Origin of the sequence: Umezawaea sp., assembly GCF_036375055.1 — a bacterium.
Taxonomy (GTDB): domain Bacteria; phylum Actinomycetota; class Actinomycetes; order Mycobacteriales; family Pseudonocardiaceae; genus Umezawaea.
The window spans coordinates 1-15,535 of sequence record NZ_DASUSQ010000149.1 but is presented as its reverse complement, the minus strand read 5'-3'; the positions used below and the strand labels follow the sequence as shown (position 1 = coordinate 15,535).

Here is a 15,535-nt window from a genome sequence, read left to right as displayed (position 1 = left end):
ACGCGTTGTTGGGCGAGGCCGTTGGGGGCGGTGAGGCCGTTGGAGGCGCCGTCCTGGTTGACAGCGCTGCCCCGGATGACGGCGAGGACGCGGTGGCCGTTGCGGCGGGCGTCGGACAGCTTCTCCAGCAGCAGCACACCGACGCCCTCGCCCCACGCGGTGCCGTCCGCGTCGGCGCTGAAGGACTTGCAGCGACCGTCGGCCGCCAAGCCTTGCTGCCTGCTGAACTCCACGAACACCGAGGGCGTGGACATGACGGCCGCACCGCCCGCCAGCGCCAGTGAGCACTCCCCCCGCCGCAGCGACTGCGCGGCGAGGTGCATCGCCACCAGCGACGACGAGCACGCCGTGTCGATGGTCAGCGCGGGCCCCTCGAAGCCGAACGTGTAGGCCACCCGTCCGGAGGCGACGCTGCCCGCCGTGCCCACGCTCAGGTGGCCTTCGAGGTCGTCGTCCGACCGCTCGGCCAGCCCGGCGTAGTCGTGGAACATCAGCCCGGTGAACACGCCCGTGCGGGAACCGCGCAAGGACGTGGGTGCGATTCCGGCGCGTTCGAGCACTTCCCAGGAGACTTCGAGGAGCAACCGGTGCTGCGGATCCATCGCCAGCGCCTCGCGCGGCGAAATGCCGAAGAAATCGGCGTCGAACCCGGCGATGTCCTCCAGGAATCCGCCTTCGTGAACAGAGGACGTTCCCGGTCGTTCCCCGGAATGGTCCACCAAATCCTCAGGCCATCCCCGATCGGTCGGGAACGGCCCTATCGCGTCCCGACCGGCGGCGACCAGGTCCCAGAATTCGTCAGGGGACGTCACGCCACCGGGCAGCCTGCACGCCATGCCGACCACGACGACCGGGTCGTCGTCCACGGCGTCCACCACCGGCAGGTCCTCGGCCTCCCGGCCCGCCAGCACGTCGAGCAGGTGCTCGGCGAGCGCGCGGGGCGTCGGGTGGTCGTACAGGGCGGTCACGGGCACGTCCAGGCCCGTGGCGGTGCTGAGCCGGGCGCGCAGCCCGACCGAGGCGACCGAGGTCAGCCCCTGCTCGCGGAACGGCACGTCCGCCGCCGCGACGGCCCGGCCGAGGACACGGCCGGTCTCGGAGCGCACGAGGTCGAGCAGCAACCCCGGCGCGCCCGCCAGCTTCACGCGCAGCTCGGCCGCCCGTCCTGCCGGGGCCGCCTCGGGAACCAGGTCGCGGAGCAGCGGTGGGACGTCGCGCAGGCCGGTGAGGCGCACGGCCGCGGCGACCACGGCGGACTCGCCGGACGACCGCGCCGCGTCCACCAGCGCCATCCCGCCCTCGACGGTGATCGCGTCCGAGGGGAGCCAGTCCGGGGCGGCCGAGCGCGGCTCAGCCTCCCAGTGCCCCCAGGCGACGGAGACGGCGTTGGCCCGTCGTGCGGCGAGCGCCTCGACGACCGCGTCCTCGGCGTCGCCGACGGCCGAGCAGAAGAAGACCTGGGGGCAGGAGTCGCCGACCGCTTCGTCGAACCGCCGGGCCACGGCCGCCCGCGGCCCCTCCCCCATCGCGTGGACGACGAGCGCGAGCGGTCCCGCCGTGTCGAGCACCGCGGCGACCGCGGTGGGATCGGTCAGGTCGAGTGCCGGGTCGCCCGCGCGGTGCTCGACGACGACGACCCGGCGGGCGCCGTGCCGGGCGCGGTGGTGATCGGCCACCGCTCCGGCCGCACCGTTCGGATCACCGGTGACCAGCACGGTCCGGTCCACGTCGATGGTCACCGGCACCGGTCCCGCCGCGGCTCGCCCGAGGCGGGGCACCAGCGGTGCGCCCGACCGGATCGCCACCAGCGGCTCCCCCGCGGGCACGTCCGCCGACACGTCCGCGCCTTCGCCGTCCACGACGACCACGTGCTCCGAGCGGAGGCCGCGCAGCCGTCCGAGCACGGCCGCGTGCTCGGGGTCGGGCGGCAGGTCGTCCGGGGAGGTCCGCACGGCCCGACTGGTCCTGACGACCAGCGGGGTGGGTGACTCGGCGAGCAGCCGTTCCACCTCGGCGACCACCCGATCGGCCAACGCGGGCCCCTCCGGCAGGTCGGCCACCACCAGCGTCCTGACCACCGGCGGCCTGACCACGGGCGTCCGCTCCAGCGGCGTCGGGTCCACCAGAGCCGGGTCCGCCGGCCTCCGCTCCGCCGGCGTCCGGCCTGCTCCGGCGGAGCCCTCCGCCGGGACCCAGTTGACCCGGTGCAGCGCCTCGTGGTCGGCGCCCTCCACCGACAGGATCCGGGACGGCAGCTCCGCCAGTGCGTGCCGCTTGGTCTTGCCCGACCGCGTGCGCGGCACCTCGTCCACCAGGAGCAGTTCCGCAGGCACCTTGAACGGCGACAGCGCGGCGCGGCACGCCGCCATCGCCGCCGCCGGGTCGATCGGCCCGTCCGCCACCAGGTACGCCACCGGGACCTCGCCGAGGACCGGGTGCGGTCGGCCCGCCACCCCGACGTCCGCGACACCCGGCACGCGGGACAGGACGTCCTCCACCTCCACCGGGTGCAGGTTCTCGCCGCCCCGGATGATCACGTCCTTGATCCGGCCGCGGATGGTCAGGTGGCCGTCGGCGTCCTTCGAGGCGACGTCGCCGGTGCGGTACCAGCCGTCGACCACCGCGGGTTCCGGCGCGTTGTGGTAGCCCAGCATGAGGTTCGGTCCGCTGACCCAGACCTCGCCCTCGTCGGCCTCCGCCCCGGCGGAGTCGACCAGCCGCACCCGCAGGCCGTCCACGGGCTTGCCGCACGACCCTGGCGGCACCACGTCACCGGGCCTGGTCATGGTGATCGCGCCGCACGTCTCGGTGCTGCCGTAGCTGTCCACCAGCGGCACGCCGACCACGCGCTCGAACTCCTCGCGCAGGTCCGCCGGAGCCACGGCCCCGGTGCACAGGGCCGCGCGCAGGGCGGGCGCGGGCGAGTCGACGTGGGCGGCCACGAGCCGGTGGTAGACCGCGGGAACACCGGCCAGCAGCGTGAAGCTCTCGTCGGCGAGGGCAGCCAGCACGCGGTCGGCGTCGAAGTCGACCAGCACCTTCGCGGACGCGCCAACGGTGGTGACGCCCACGACGCACAGCACGTGCGAGAGGCTGTGGAACAGCGGCAGCGGCCACAGCACGTGGTCGTGCTCGGAGAGCCCCAGCACCGGGGCGTAGGCGGCGGCGATCGACCACAGGCACGCCCGCTGGCTGGACAGGACGCCCTTCGGCGTGCCCGTGGTCCCCGAGGTGTAGAGCATCCACGCGGGTTCGTCGAGGCCGAGGTCGTCGGACGGGCCGACGTCGGGCTCCGTGGTGGCCAGGCGGTCGAACGTGCCGTCCTCGACCGGCACCACGCGCAGGTCCCCCGCGACCCGGCGGGCCCGGTCGAGCGCGCCGCGACCCGCCACCACCGCCACCGCGCCGCTGTCGGACAGGACGTGCGCCAGCTCGGCGTCCGAGGACAGCGGGTTCACCGGCACGCCGACCGCGCTCGCGCGCGTCACGGCCAGGTAGGCCTCCAGCGTCTCGACCTCGTTGCCCATCAGCAGGACCACCCGGTCACCCCGGCGGACCCCCGACGCGGAGAGGTGCCCGGCCAGCCGTCCGGTGCGGTCGGCCAGCTCGGCGAAACCGACGGAACGCCGATCGTCGGCGAAGGCGATCCGGTCGCCGAATCGGCGGGCATTGGCCGCGATCGACTCGGGGATTGTTCGGACCAGATGAGCACTGAACACCGGTTCGCCTCCTCGGAAATCCGCGTCGGGTGACGATAAAGGAGAATTCGCGCACCGCGATACCCGTACCGACTGGGGCACCCGCACTCCGTTTAGGGGTGGTCATTAGGGGCTGTCAGCGAAGAACGGAATCGATAGTTTCTGCTGGCAGCGGCAGAACGTAAATCCGTTGGGCGAAATTCGTCAATGGTCCTGGCAGCGAGGGAGTCCCATGAAAGTCCTCATCGTCGGTGCGGGGGTCGGCGGCGTGGCGGCCGCGGTGGCGCTGACCGCGGCCGGGCACGAGGTGGCGATCTTCGAGCGGGCCGATCGGCTGCGCGCCACCGGCAACGGCGTCCTGGTGTGGCCGAACGGCACCGCGATCCTGCGCGACCTCGGCGTCTCCCTGCCGGAGCTGGGCAGCCGGATCGACGAGGCCGACGTCCTGGCCTACGACGGGACGCCGTTGATGAAGATGGACCTGGCGGGGGCCGAGGAGAAGTACGGAGCGCCCACCATCGGCGTGCTGCGCGGGCACATCATCGAACGGCTCGCGCAGTCGCTGCCCGCGGGCACCGTCCGGTTCGGCAAGCGCTGCACGTCCTTCCGGTCCGTGTCGCACGGCGTGGAGGTCTCCTTCGACGACGGCACCTCGGAGAGCGGCGACGTGCTCGTCGGCGCCGACGGCTACCGCTCGATCGTGCGGCACCGGCTGTTCGGCGACGTCGCCGCGCACACCGGGCTGGCGTCCTGGTACGGCGTGGCGGAAGTGCCCTCCGGACTGCGGTCCGAGCACGTCGTGCCGACCTACTACGACAAGCTGCGGCTGTGCACGATGCACCCCATCGGCAAGGGGCTGGTGCACTGGGCGGTCGAGGTCCCGTGGCCGAACGCGGACCTGGACCGGCGGGGCAGGCCGACCGCGTGGCTCGACCTCCCCCAGCCACCGGACCACAAGACCCGGCTGCTGGAGTGGTTCGGCGACTGGGCGCCACCGGTGGCGGAGCTGATCGCGAACCTGCCGGACGAGGACATCAGCGTCTTCCCGCACGTGACCCACCGGGTGCCCCGGTGGTGGGGTCGCGGCCCGGTGACCCTCGCGGGCGACGCGGCGCACGCCGTGCCGCCCAGGGTCGGCTGGGGCGTGAACCAGGCGCTGGAGGACGGCTGGATGCTCGGCCGGATCCTGTCCGGGCCAGGGCGCCCCGAGTCGCTGCTGCGGCGCTACGAGGAAGCCCGCAGGGGCAAGGCGCGCCACGTGCGGCGGCTCGAAACGGTGGCCCGGCGGAGCAACCGGCCGCTGATGCTGCTGCACCGCCTGCCGCGCGCGGTCCGGGGCGACGGGATCGTGTCGAAGACGCTGATCTCCAACATCGACAGCTGCAGCAACTACGTCCACGACAAGGGCCGGGCGGTGGCCGGGTGAACGGGCGCGAGACGGGTCGCACGACGACCGTGCCGGAGGTCCGGGTCTCCGGGAGCGAACCGCCCGGCAAGGGGCTGACCGACGAGCTGAACGCGGCGTGCGCCGCCGTCGAGGGCGCGGGCGGCTCCGTGCCGCTGGTGCTGCGCCTCGGCGGCGCCGAGCCGGATCCCGCCGAGTTCGCCTCCGTCGGGGTGCACCTGGTGAACAAGTGGGAGCAGGCGCTGCGCCGGGTCGAACGGCTCGGCGCCGTGACGGTCGCCGTGGTCGAGGGCCCGTGCACCGGCACCGCGCTGGAGCTGCTGGTGTGCTGCGACCACCGGATCGGTTCCCCCGAAACGACTTTCCGCGCCCCGGTCGTCGAGTCGACGCCGTGGCCCGGCATGGTGCTGCACCGGCTGGTGACCCAGCTCGGCGTGGCACGAGCCCGCGGGCTCGTGCTGTTCGCGCCGAGGATCGACGCCGCGCGGGCCGTCGAGCTCGGCCTGCTCGACGAGGTCTCCGAGGACGTGGCCGCCGCGCTGGTGGACGTGCTGGTGCGCTGCGGCGACGTGGCGGGCAGCGAGGTGGCCGTGCGCAGGCAGCTCCTGCTCGACGCGACGTCCACCAGCTTCGAGGAGGCGCTGGGCGTCCACCTGGCCGCGTGCGACCGAACCCTGCGGCACGAGCGGGGCCAGACCCCGGCCGAGCCCTTCCCCCAGTGGTGACGAACAGGAGTGGCAATGACGGCGACGACACCCGTGCGCTTGGCCGACGCCCTGGTCCGGGCGGCGGGCGGTCCCGGAAGGGAGCTGCCCGACGCGTTGGACGCCATCGGCCTCGACGCCGCGGCCGCGACCGCGGTGACGGACCTGGTGGCCCGCTGCGGGCTGCCCGCCAACCCCGACGAGGCGGTGATCGGCGTCGCGGTGCTCCACCGCGGGGAACGCGTCGACTACCTGCTGCGCCTGGCCCGCGGAGCCGAGGTGCGGTCCGAGCGGGCGGATGAGCGGGCCGAGGCGCCGTGCAGGCTGGTCTTCGAGCTGGCCGACCTGGTCGTGGCGATGTACGGGTCGCGGCCACCGCTGCCCGCGGGCACGCACCGCCTGGAGCGGCTGGACGACTGGTTCATGACCAACGGCGACCCCCAGGACCCGTTCCGGATCATCGAGTCCTACATGAAGGCCACCAGCACCGTGCTCGCCGCGGTCTCGTCCGCGGGCCGCGACCTCAACGCGCTGGCCGCCCGGCACGTTGCCGACAAGTGGGGGCTGTGGCACTGGTTCACCCCGCACTACGACCGGCACTTCAGCAGGCTGCGGCACGAGCACGTGCGGGTGCTGGAGATCGGCATCGGCGGCTACCGCGACCCCGACGTGGGCGGCGGCTCGCTGCGGGTGTGGCGGGACTACTTCACCCGCGGCCAGATCTTCGGCGTCGACGTGTTCGCCAAGAACGGGCTCGACGAGGAGCGCATCAAGACCGTGCGGGGCAGCCAGGACGACCCGGAGTTCCTGCGCGCGCTGGCCGCCGAGCACGGTCCCTTCGACATCGTCATCGACGACGGCAGCCACATCAACGGGCACGTGCTGACGACCTTCCGCGAGCTGTACGGGCACGTGCGCAACGGCGGGTTCTACGTCGTGGAGGACCTGTGGACGGCCTACGCCCCCGGCTACGGCGGGCAGGCCACGTCCTCGGCGGGCGAGGGCACCTCCATCGGTCTGCTCAAGTCCGTCGTGGACGCGCTGCACTACGAGGAGTGGACCTCCCCGGACGAGGGCGCGGACGCTCCCGATCACGCCGCGTCGGCGGTGGGGCTGCACGTGTACCGCAACATCGCCTTCATCGAGAAGGGCGTCAACGCCGAAGGCCGCATCCCGTCGTTCGCACCCCGCACCGTCGACTACTACTAGAGGGGCAACGATGCGGATCACCCTGATGTCGCTGGGGTCGCGCGGGGACGTGCAGCCGTTCATCGCGCTGGGCGGGGGACTGGTCCGGCGCGGGCACGACGTCCTCATCGCCTCGGCGGAGTCGGCGCGGGACTTCGTGACGGGCGCAGGGTTCGCGTTCGCGCCCGTCGTCGACGCCATCGGCGGGGAGCTGTTCGACGACCCGGCGGTGGCCGAGGCCATCCGGCGCGGCGGCTCGGTGGTGGACGTGGCGAACGCGCTGCCGCCGGAGGACGAGGCCGCCGCCGTGCGCAAGCACGCGTCGATGGCGGCGGCCTGCGAGGACGCGGACCTGGTGGTGACCTCGCCGACGACCTACCCGGCCGCGCTGGCCGGGACCAGGGCGCGGTGGCTGGCCGCCGCGTGGACGCCGAACACGCCGACGCGGGCGTTCCCCGCGTGGGGCGCGCCGCCCGGCATGGACAACCTGGCGAGCTACGAGTTCGCGCACCAGGCCGAGTGGTCGATCTTCCGCGGCACGCTCAACCGGTACCGGGCCAGCCGGGGCCTGCCCCCGGTCGGGGAGCGCTCGCCGCTGCGCGACCTCGGGCACGACACCCCGGTGCTGTACCCGGTCAGTCCCGTGGTCATCCCGCCGCCCGCGGACTGGCCCTCGGGCTGCCACGTGACCGGCTACTGGCCGTGGGACCGTCCTTCGTGGACGATCGACGCGGAGCTGGAGTCGTTCCTGGACCGGCACGGGGCTCCCGTCGTCGCGACGTTCGGCAGCCTGTGGCCGGTGCACCGGCAGGACGAGGTGCTCGACGTGCTCGCCACGGCGGCGGCGGAGGTCGGTCGTGGGCTGGTGCTGGTCGGCGGACCGCGCGACGGGCTGCCCGACCACGTCCACCAGGCCGGTGAGTCCGACTACGCCACGCTGTTCCCCCGCGCCGCCGCGGTCGTGCACCACGCGGGCTGCGGCACGACGGCCGCCGCGCTGCGCGCGGGTGTGCCGCAGGTCGTGGTGCCGATGTTCGCGGACAACGGCTTCTGGGCGCGCCGCACCACCGAACTGGGCGTGTCCGCACCTCCGATCGCGCTGACCGGACTGTCCGCCGACGTGCTCGCCGCGGCCATCGCCTCCGTGCTGGCGGACGACGGGATGCGCTTGCGGGCCAAGGCGATCGCCGAGGTCATGTCCACCGAGGACGGTGTGTCCGCCGCCTGCGACGTGATCGAGGGGCTCCGGTGAGCGAGCCCGCGGGCAGGGTCGAGCGGTTCGTCACCCGCGCGCTCGACGGCCTGTACCGCGACGGCCGCTTCCGCCTGCGCAACGTCACCACCGGCAACATCGTCCTGGACGCGGCCATGGACGAACTGCTCGCGAACGCCGACGACCTGGAAGTAGGAGGAACGGTGACCACCGGGGAAAGCCTGCTCGACATCGCCGAACGCTCGCCCGACGCGGTGCGGGCCTGGCTGGAGGACCCGCTCACGGACGCGGCCGAGGCCGCGCTCGTGGTGCTGGAGGAGGTCCGGTCCCGCGCCGCGCTGCTGCCCGCGCCCGACCGGGACGTGCCGACGCAGCTGCACCTCACCTCCGGCGGTGACGTGCTGCCGTTCGTGCTGACCCTCGGCGCCGAGCCGAAGGTCTCGCCGGGCACCGACCCGAGCGCGCAACTCCTGGTTCGCCAGGACCTCGCCGAGCTGGTCGTGCTCGTGTTCGGCACGACGGGCGGCACGGCGACCAGGGAGGTGCTGCCCACCGAGGACCCCGACCCGCGCGTCGCGGGGCCGGTCGACCGGGCCTACCTGGCCCGCGCCGCGCGGCAGTTCACCGCGGCCTGCGACTCGCCGCTGCGCGACCTGGCCGACCTGGCCGTGCGCTTCGGCTCGGACAAGTGGGGCAACCACTGGTACGCCGACCACTACGACCGGCACTTCGCGCCGCTGAAGGACAAGCGGGTCACGGTGCTGGAGATCGGCATCGGCGGCTACGACGACCCCGCCGCGGGTGGCGCGTCGCTGAGGATGTGGCGGCACTACTTCCGCCGCGGCGAGGTGCACGGGCTGGACCACTTCCCCAAACCCGGTCTGCGGGAGCCCCGGCTGCACACCCACCAGGGCGACCAGAGCGACGTCGAGTTCCTCTCGGGACTCGCCGACCTGACCGGGCCGCTGGACGTGGTGATCGACGACGGCAGCCACCTCAGCCAGGACGTGATCACCTCGTTCCGGGCGCTGTTCCCGAGGCTGCGGCCCGGCGGCCTGTACGTGGTCGAGGACCTCCAGACCTCGTACTGGCCGGGGTGGGGCGGCGACAGCACCGACCTCGCCAACCCGGCCACCTCGATGGGTCTGCTCAAGTCGTTGGTGGACGGGCTGAACCACCGCGAGATCGACGACGGCCGAGAACCGTCCTATTCGGACCGCCACATCACGGCGGTGCACTTCTACCACAACATGGCCTTCGTCGAGAAGGGCGTGAACTCCGAACCGCCCGCACCGTCCTGGGTGCCGCGGAACGAGAACCCATTCGCGGCTGGCCTTGCCACGCCGGACGAGTGAGACGAGGAGCCGGACACTGATGAGCGATACCCGCGAGCTCTACCTGGACCTGATGAAACGGGTGCTGATCAACACGATCTACCGGGACGCCGCGATCCAGGAGTTCGACTACGGCGACGGCGAGGAGGTCGACCCGCGGCTCGTCGGCCGCGACTGGCCGAGCGTCGCCCACACCATGATCGGGCTGAAGCGGCTGGACAACCTCCAGGAGTGCGTCGAGACCGCCCTGCGCGAGGGCGTTCCCGGCGACCTGATCGAGACCGGCGTGTGGCGGGGCGGCGCGTCGATCTTCATGCGCGCCGTGGTCCGCGCGCACGGCGACACCGACCGCACCGTGTGGGTCGCGGACTCCTTCCAGGGCATGCCGGAGGTGGCCGACGACGGCTACCAGGCGGACCGGGACATGGAGCTGCACAGGTACAACGACGTGCTCGCCGTGTCGCTGGACACGGTGCGGCACAACTTCGAGCGCTACGGCCTGCTGGACGACCACGTCCGGTTCGTGCCCGGCTGGTTCGCCGACACGCTGCCCGGCCTGCCGGTCGAGCGGCTGGCCGTGCTGCGGCTGGACGGCGACCTGTACGAGTCCACCGCGGTCGCGTTGGAAAGCCTTTACCCGAAGCTGTCCCCCGGTGGTTTCGCCATCGTCGACGACTACTCGATCCCGGCGTGCGCGCAGGCCGTGCACGACTACCGGGACCGGCACGGCATCACCGATCCGCTGACCGACATCGACGGCACCGCGTCGTTCTGGAGGAAGTCCTGATGGGTTCCCGTCCGCAGGACCTCCTGCTGCTCGCCGCGAGGGCCGTCATCGGCGTCACCTTCATCGCCCACGGACTGCTCAAGGTGCAGGACGTGAACGGCGCCATCGCCGGGTTCGCCGCGGGCGGCATCCCGCTGCCCACCCTGTCGTACTGGTTCACGATCGCGGTCGAGTTCGTCGGCGGCACCGCGATGGTCGTCGGCCTCGCGCTGCCGCTCGTCGGTGTGCTGCTGGCGGTGGTGACCGGCGGCGCGGCCCTGCTGGTGCACGGCCCCAACGGGTTCTACGTGCACGAGGGCGGCTACGAGTACGTGCTGGTGCTGGCGGTGGTGAGCCTCGCGATCGGCGCCACCGGCGGCAGGCTCGCCCTGGACGAGGCGATCGCGCGCAAGGTCCCCCTCTGGGCCCGTCTCACCGGGCGCGCTCGGGTTCCGGACGAGCGGCGGTCCGAGCACGCGGTCGGCTGACCGGTCGTGGTGGGGCCGGGCCGTGGACCACCGCGGCCCGGCCCCACCACGTGCCTCACACCGCTTGCAGGCGCAGCGCGATGGCGATGTCGGACCGCCTGGTGATCCCGAGCTTGCGATACGTCCTGGTGAGGTGCTGCTCCACCGTGCTGATCGTGACGTAGAGCTTGTCGGCGATCTGGCGGTTGGTGTAGCCGAGGGAGGCCAGCGTCGCGACCCTGTTCTCGGCGTCGCTCAACTCCTCCCCCGTCTGCCCCTCCGAGGACGTGTCCTCCGAGACCCACGCGGCCCGCTGGTGCGGGACCTCGCGCTGAAGGCGCTTCGCCCGGCACTCCTTGGCGATGCGCTGCGTCTGCCGGATCGCTATCCGCGCCTTGGCGTCGTCACCGAGGTCGTGGTGGGTGTTCCCCAGGTCCAGCAGGGTCCGCGCCAGGTGGAAGCGGGCACCGCAGCGGGTGAACACCTCGGCCGCCGCCTCCAGCAGCCCGACCCGTTCGGCAGGCGGCGCCGTCGCCGCCAGCACGCGCATCGCCAGCCCCGCCGCCCTGGACGTGTGGCGGGGGATGCGCGCCAACTGCTCCTCCGCCAACTCCCGCGCCCGGTCGTGCTGGCCGAGCGCCAGGTGGCACTGGGCGGCCTCCGACCGCCACGGGGCGATGCTCGGCACGTCCATGTCCCACTTGACCAGCAGCTCGCCGCACGCCCAGAAGTCGCTCAGCGCCGCGTAGGGCCGGTCGACGGCCAGGTAGTACTGGCCGCGCGCGAACAGGTAGTGCAACCCGAAGCGGGATTCGAACATGCTGTCGGGCAACGGCTGCCGCACCTGCTCGGCCGCCTTCTCGAACTCGTCCATGCAGGTGTGCGCCACGATGAGCGACGCGCGGACGTGACCGATGTTGGTGCCCCAGCTGTGGGCGGGCATCGTCTCCAGCGCGGCGTAACCGCACCGGACGGTCTCGCCCAGGTCGCCCTCGCGCAGGGCGATGTCCGCGCGCACCGCGGTCAGCACGGCCTCCCAGGTGGGCGCCCGGCGCTCGCCCGCCCGCGCGATCAGCTCGTCGCACCACGGTCGGGCCAGGTCGAGCCGGTCGACGTGGACCAGCGCGATCAACGCGGTGACCAGCGTCTCGATGGTGTCCTCCCCCAGCGGGCAGCTCTGCAACACCTGCTGGGCACCGATGACGACCTCGTCCGAGTCGTCGCCCACCAGCACCGAGCTCACCAGCTTGGCCGCGATCACCCTGCCCGCGGCCGTCGTGTCCGGTGTGGTCCGGACCGGTGCGGGGGGCACGCGCGGGTGCGGGGGGATGTGCTCGGCCATCGACGGGTAGGTGTGCCGGAGCCACCACTCCAGCGACTCCACCTCCTCCGTCACCGGGCCGCCGTCGTGCTCGGCGTAGAGCCGCGCCACCACCGCGCCCGCCTCGTCCATGTCGCCGTGCCACAGCAGGTACCGCAGCACCGCGGGGACCTGGGTGTCCGGCAGCGTTCCCTCGTGCAGCGCCTCGACCAGCGCGGGCAGGTACTGCTGCGCGACGGCCACGGTGCTGCTCCGCCACACCACCGACACCAGCCTGCTGATGATCGTCGCCCGCTGCCGCTGGTCGACGCAGTGCTCCGCGGCCAGCCGCAGGCACCGCAGCGCCCGGTCCACGTCGTCCACGATCAGCATCCGCTCGGCGACGCACTGGAGCAGGCTCACCGCTCCCTGGTCGCCGACCCGGTCCGCGGCCAGGAAGTGGTCGACGACCTCGTCCACCGGGCCTTCCTGCCGCTGCACGTGGGCCGCGGCCCTGAGGTGCACCTCCGCGCACTCGTCGGCGGAGAGCCTGGCCAGCAGCGCTTCCCTGGCCAGCGGGTGGCGGAACCGGCCCCGGTCGAGCAGGCCGATGGACTCCAGCGCCTCGACCGCGTCCACCACCACGCGCTCGTCCACGCCGACCAGCGCCGCCAGCATCGCCGGTGACCGCGCACCGCCGATCACCGCCAGCACCTCGGCGGCGCGACGGGCCACCTCGTCGCCTCGGTCGAGGCAGGCGAGCACCGCGCGGCCGTAGGCCTCTCCGGGCACCAGTCTGTTGTCGCGCTGGAGGGGCAGCCCGCCGATCACCGCCGCGTGGTCCTCCAGCACGGCGTTGACCAGCAGGCAGTTGCCGCCCGTCACGGCGAAGCAGGCGGCGGCGACCCGATCGGCTGTGGCTCGGCCGAGTCTCTCGACCGCCAGTGCCGCGACCCCGCGCTCGCTGAGCGGGGAGAGCCGCATGCCGCTGCCGATGCCCTCGTGCAGCAGGTGGCCGTACACGTGGCAGCGACCGCTGTCGGCGGTCCCGGTGCGCACGGCCAGCACCAGGAGCATCCGGGTGGCGACCAGTCTCCTGGCCAGGTGCACCAGGCATTCCAACGACAGCTCGTCACCGTCCTGGACGTCGTCCACCACGATCACCACGGGCCGGTCGGCGGCCAGCGCGAGCGTGGACTCCGCGATCCGGTGCACGAGCCCGGTGGTGGCCGGGCCCGGCGCGAGCTCGACGGCGGACGACGTGATCACCTCCACCTCGCGGCGGAGGTCGAGCGGCAGGGTGATCGACCCCAGCAGTTGCGCCAGCAGACCGAACGGAAGGTGTTTCGAGGCCGGTGACCCCGTGGCCGACAGCACCAGGGAGCCCGCGAGCGCCCTTCCCGGTGTCGAGCGCTCGGCCACGTCGGCCAGGAACTCCCGCAGCAGGCGTGTCCGGCCGCTGGCGACCGGACCGTTCAGGACGACGGTGCCGCCGGAGCCCTCTGCGAGGCTGTCCAACCTTCCGCGGAACTGACGCAGATATTCCTCTCGTTCGATGAGCACAGAAAAGAACCCCCATATTCCGCACTGTGATGTGCATGAACCGGGGACGTGTGGGGAATTCCGGCGAATTGCCGTGGACATGCTCGCGCGACAACATCGGCGCGCGTTGCGCATGGATGACCGAGGGAGTTTTACCCTCAGGTATTATTACGTGCCCGTGGTCAACATTCCATCACATCCCCAGCTTTCCTTGCCGACCCTACGCGTATTCTCGGACCAGGCAACCCTGTTCACCAGTTCGGAGTATCTAGACACGGAGCGTGCACGACGGCCCCTGATAAGGCACTTTACAACCCCGATATCGGCACGGGCGCGGCACAACCGGACATTTCCTTCCGCACTGTGACGCGCGTCACGTCGGCCATTGTGGCAATGGAGAAGCCTTAAACGAGGAAAGCCCGGCGGTGGGGGGCCGCCGGGCTTCCCGCCCACTCACTACGACGTGGGCCGGTGGGTGTTGAGATAGGCGTGGTCAGAGACGATCAGCCCGTCGCGAATCGTGAGCACGACGCACCACAGGGTCTCCCGGCCCTCCGGCTCCGGGGTCGACGTGGCGCCTTCCACGACCACGACGTCACCCGAGGCGACCGTCCGGAGGACTCGGGTTTCCCGCTTCCCGCCCGAGCCTTCGAGTTCCCGAAGCCGGTCGACGCCGAACCGCTCCACGCCGGGGACCTCGATCACCGCGTCGGGGGCGTAGCACTCGTCGACCATCCGGTGGGGATCGGTGTTGTGCAGCGCTATCCACCTGTCGACGAACTCGAGGTTCGCCCGTTCCCGGTCGATCGCGGCGGAGCTGATGGCCCGACCTCCTCTAGGCGGTGCGGGCCGCGAGCAGCCCGACGGTCAACTCGTGCAGCCGGTCCGCGTCCTCGGCGTCGAAGGCGGGCCCCTCCAGCGGGAGCGGCTCCCCCATCATGGAGGCGGAGACCGGCTGGTCCGGCGGGGTGTCCAGGGCGGCGAGCACCGGCAGGATGCCCTCCTCCACCGGCTTCGCGGCCTTGCGCATGGCCTCGATCTGCTCGGCCATGGCCGGGTCGTACTCGCCGGAGAAGCTGGTCCGCACGCCACCGGGGTTGAGCAGGACGTAGCGGATCCGGCTGCCGGGCCGCTGACGGGCGAAGCCGACCCCGAGCAGGTCGTTGAGCCTGCTGCCCTGCATCAGCGCGTCGATGCCCGTGTAGTCCCGCTCCCGGCCGAGGTCGTCCCAGCGGACCTCGCCCATCGGGATGCCGGGGCCGCACACGTTGACCACGACGGGCGCGGGCGCGGCCTCCAGCAGGTCGGCCAGCTCGTGGCTGAGCACGAAGCGGCTCAGGTAGTAGAGGGCGAAGGAGTTCTCGAACCCCTCCTCGGTGACCAGTCGGGTCGAGCGGAAGTGCTGCGCGCACAGCACGAGCCCGTCGACGGCGGCGAACCGCGAACGGATCTCGGCCACGGCCTTGCGGGTGGCGTCGACCAGGCTGAGGTCCACCTGGATGAAGTGCACGCGGTCGGCGGCGCCGGACTCCTCGGCCGCGGCCACGATCCGGGCGCCCTTGTCGGCGTCGCGACCGAGGACGACCACCTGGTCGCCGCGCTCGAGGCGGGCCAAGGCCACGGCCTTGCCGATGCCGTCCGTGCCGCCCGAGATGACGAACGTCTTCACGCTGGGAACCCCTCCGGAGAAACATGGGCACGAGTGCGCCCGATTTGTCATCAGTTGATGACTTATTCGAAGTTACCGACGGCCGGGTAGCATGTCAACGAGCGATGTCTTGAGGTCTAGGAGCCGGATTGACCGCGACACCGGACGGTCAGCCGCCGCGCAGGCGCGACCGGGACGCGACCCGAGCGGCCCTGCTGGCCTCGGCCAGGAACCACTTCGCCCGTGACGGCTACACCGGGACGAACGTGC

At 72.4% G+C, this 15,535-nt stretch carries 11 protein-coding genes; 7 read left to right on the top strand and 4 right to left on the bottom strand.

Annotated elements, in window-relative coordinates; genetic code table 11:
* On the bottom strand, nt 1-3,719 hold a 3,719-nt coding region (locus VFZ92_RS36365; RefSeq protein ID WP_330881516.1), incomplete at its 3' end, for a beta-ketoacyl synthase N-terminal-like domain-containing protein.
* Nucleotides 3,720-3,930: 211 nt separating this feature from the next.
* On the opposite strand from VFZ92_RS36365, the gene VFZ92_RS36360 reads away from it, so the two are divergent.
* From VFZ92_RS36360 to VFZ92_RS36330, 7 genes are read left to right on the top strand one after another with little or no spacing between them, the layout of a single operon-like run.
* Complete coding sequence (locus VFZ92_RS36360) at nt 3,931-5,124, top strand: NAD(P)/FAD-dependent oxidoreductase (protein WP_330881515.1); 1,194 nt, start codon at nt 3,931-3,933, stop codon at nt 5,122-5,124.
* Nucleotides 5,121-5,828 carry an enoyl-CoA-hydratase DpgB gene (dpgB, locus tag VFZ92_RS36355; RefSeq protein WP_330881514.1) on the top strand — a complete coding sequence of 236 codons (708 nt, stop codon included), beginning with the start codon at nt 5,121-5,123 and terminating at the stop codon, nt 5,826-5,828. Before VFZ92_RS36360 ends, dpgB begins: the two co-directional genes overlap by 4 nt.
* Before the next feature lie 15 nt (nt 5,829-5,843).
* The gene (locus tag VFZ92_RS36350) at nt 5,844-7,016 is read left to right on the top strand and encodes a class I SAM-dependent methyltransferase (protein ID WP_330881513.1); all 1,173 of its coding nucleotides are present in this window, start codon (nt 5,844-5,846) and stop codon (nt 7,014-7,016) included.
* A gap of 10 nt (nt 7,017-7,026) precedes the next feature.
* On the top strand, nt 7,027-8,247 hold the full coding sequence (locus VFZ92_RS36345) for a glycosyltransferase (RefSeq protein ID WP_330881512.1): 1,221 nt from the start codon (nt 7,027-7,029) through the stop codon (nt 8,245-8,247).
* Nucleotides 8,244-9,563: a class I SAM-dependent methyltransferase gene (locus tag VFZ92_RS36340; protein ID WP_330881511.1), complete on the top strand. Its 1,320-nt coding sequence runs from the start codon at nt 8,244-8,246 to the stop codon at nt 9,561-9,563. Before VFZ92_RS36345 ends, VFZ92_RS36340 begins: the two co-directional genes overlap by 4 nt.
* Before the next feature lie 19 nt (nt 9,564-9,582).
* A complete protein-coding gene (locus tag VFZ92_RS36335; RefSeq protein ID WP_330881510.1) occupies nt 9,583-10,329 on the top strand; it encodes a TylF/MycF family methyltransferase in 747 nt (248 codons plus the stop codon).
* Complete coding sequence (locus VFZ92_RS36330; protein WP_330881509.1) at nt 10,329-10,796, top strand: DoxX family protein; 468 nt, start codon at nt 10,329-10,331, stop codon at nt 10,794-10,796. Before VFZ92_RS36335 ends, VFZ92_RS36330 begins: the two co-directional genes overlap by 1 nt.
* A 55-nt stretch (nt 10,797-10,851) precedes the next feature.
* On the opposite strand, the gene VFZ92_RS36325 is transcribed toward VFZ92_RS36330, so the two are convergent.
* The 3 genes from VFZ92_RS36325 to VFZ92_RS36315 form a co-directional block, all read right to left on the bottom strand.
* Entirely contained in the window at nt 10,852-13,719 is a 2,868-nt protein-coding gene (locus VFZ92_RS36325) for an AAA family ATPase (RefSeq protein WP_330881518.1), read from the bottom strand.
* A 354-nt stretch (nt 13,720-14,073) separates the two neighbouring features.
* The gene (locus tag VFZ92_RS36320; protein WP_330881517.1) at nt 14,074-14,382 is read right to left on the bottom strand and encodes a nuclear transport factor 2 family protein; all 309 of its coding nucleotides are present in this window, start codon (nt 14,380-14,382) and stop codon (nt 14,074-14,076) included.
* A 70-nt stretch (nt 14,383-14,452) separates the two neighbouring features.
* Entirely contained in the window at nt 14,453-15,286 is an 834-nt protein-coding gene (locus tag VFZ92_RS36315; protein ID WP_330881508.1) for an SDR family NAD(P)-dependent oxidoreductase, read from the bottom strand.
* Nucleotides 15,287-15,535 lie beyond the last annotated feature (249 nt).

Excerpts from the sequence above, each read along its gene's own strand:
- VFZ92_RS36350 (WP_330881513.1), top strand. The coding sequence starts at position 5,844 with ATGACGGCGACGACACCCGTGCGCTTGGCCGACGCCCTGGTCCGGGCG.
- VFZ92_RS36360 (WP_330881515.1), top strand. The coding sequence starts at position 3,931 with ATGAAAGTCCTCATCGTCGGTGCGGGGGTCGGCGGCGTGGCGGCCGCG.
- VFZ92_RS36335 (WP_330881510.1), top strand. The coding sequence starts at position 9,583 with ATGAGCGATACCCGCGAGCTCTACCTGGACCTGATGAAACGGGTGCTG.
- VFZ92_RS36325 (WP_330881518.1), bottom strand. The coding sequence starts at position 13,719 with ATGTCCACGGCAATTCGCCGGAATTCCCCACACGTCCCCGGTTCATGC.
- VFZ92_RS36330 (WP_330881509.1), top strand. The coding sequence starts at position 10,329 with ATGGGTTCCCGTCCGCAGGACCTCCTGCTGCTCGCCGCGAGGGCCGTC.
- VFZ92_RS36345 (WP_330881512.1), top strand. The coding sequence starts at position 7,027 with ATGCGGATCACCCTGATGTCGCTGGGGTCGCGCGGGGACGTGCAGCCG.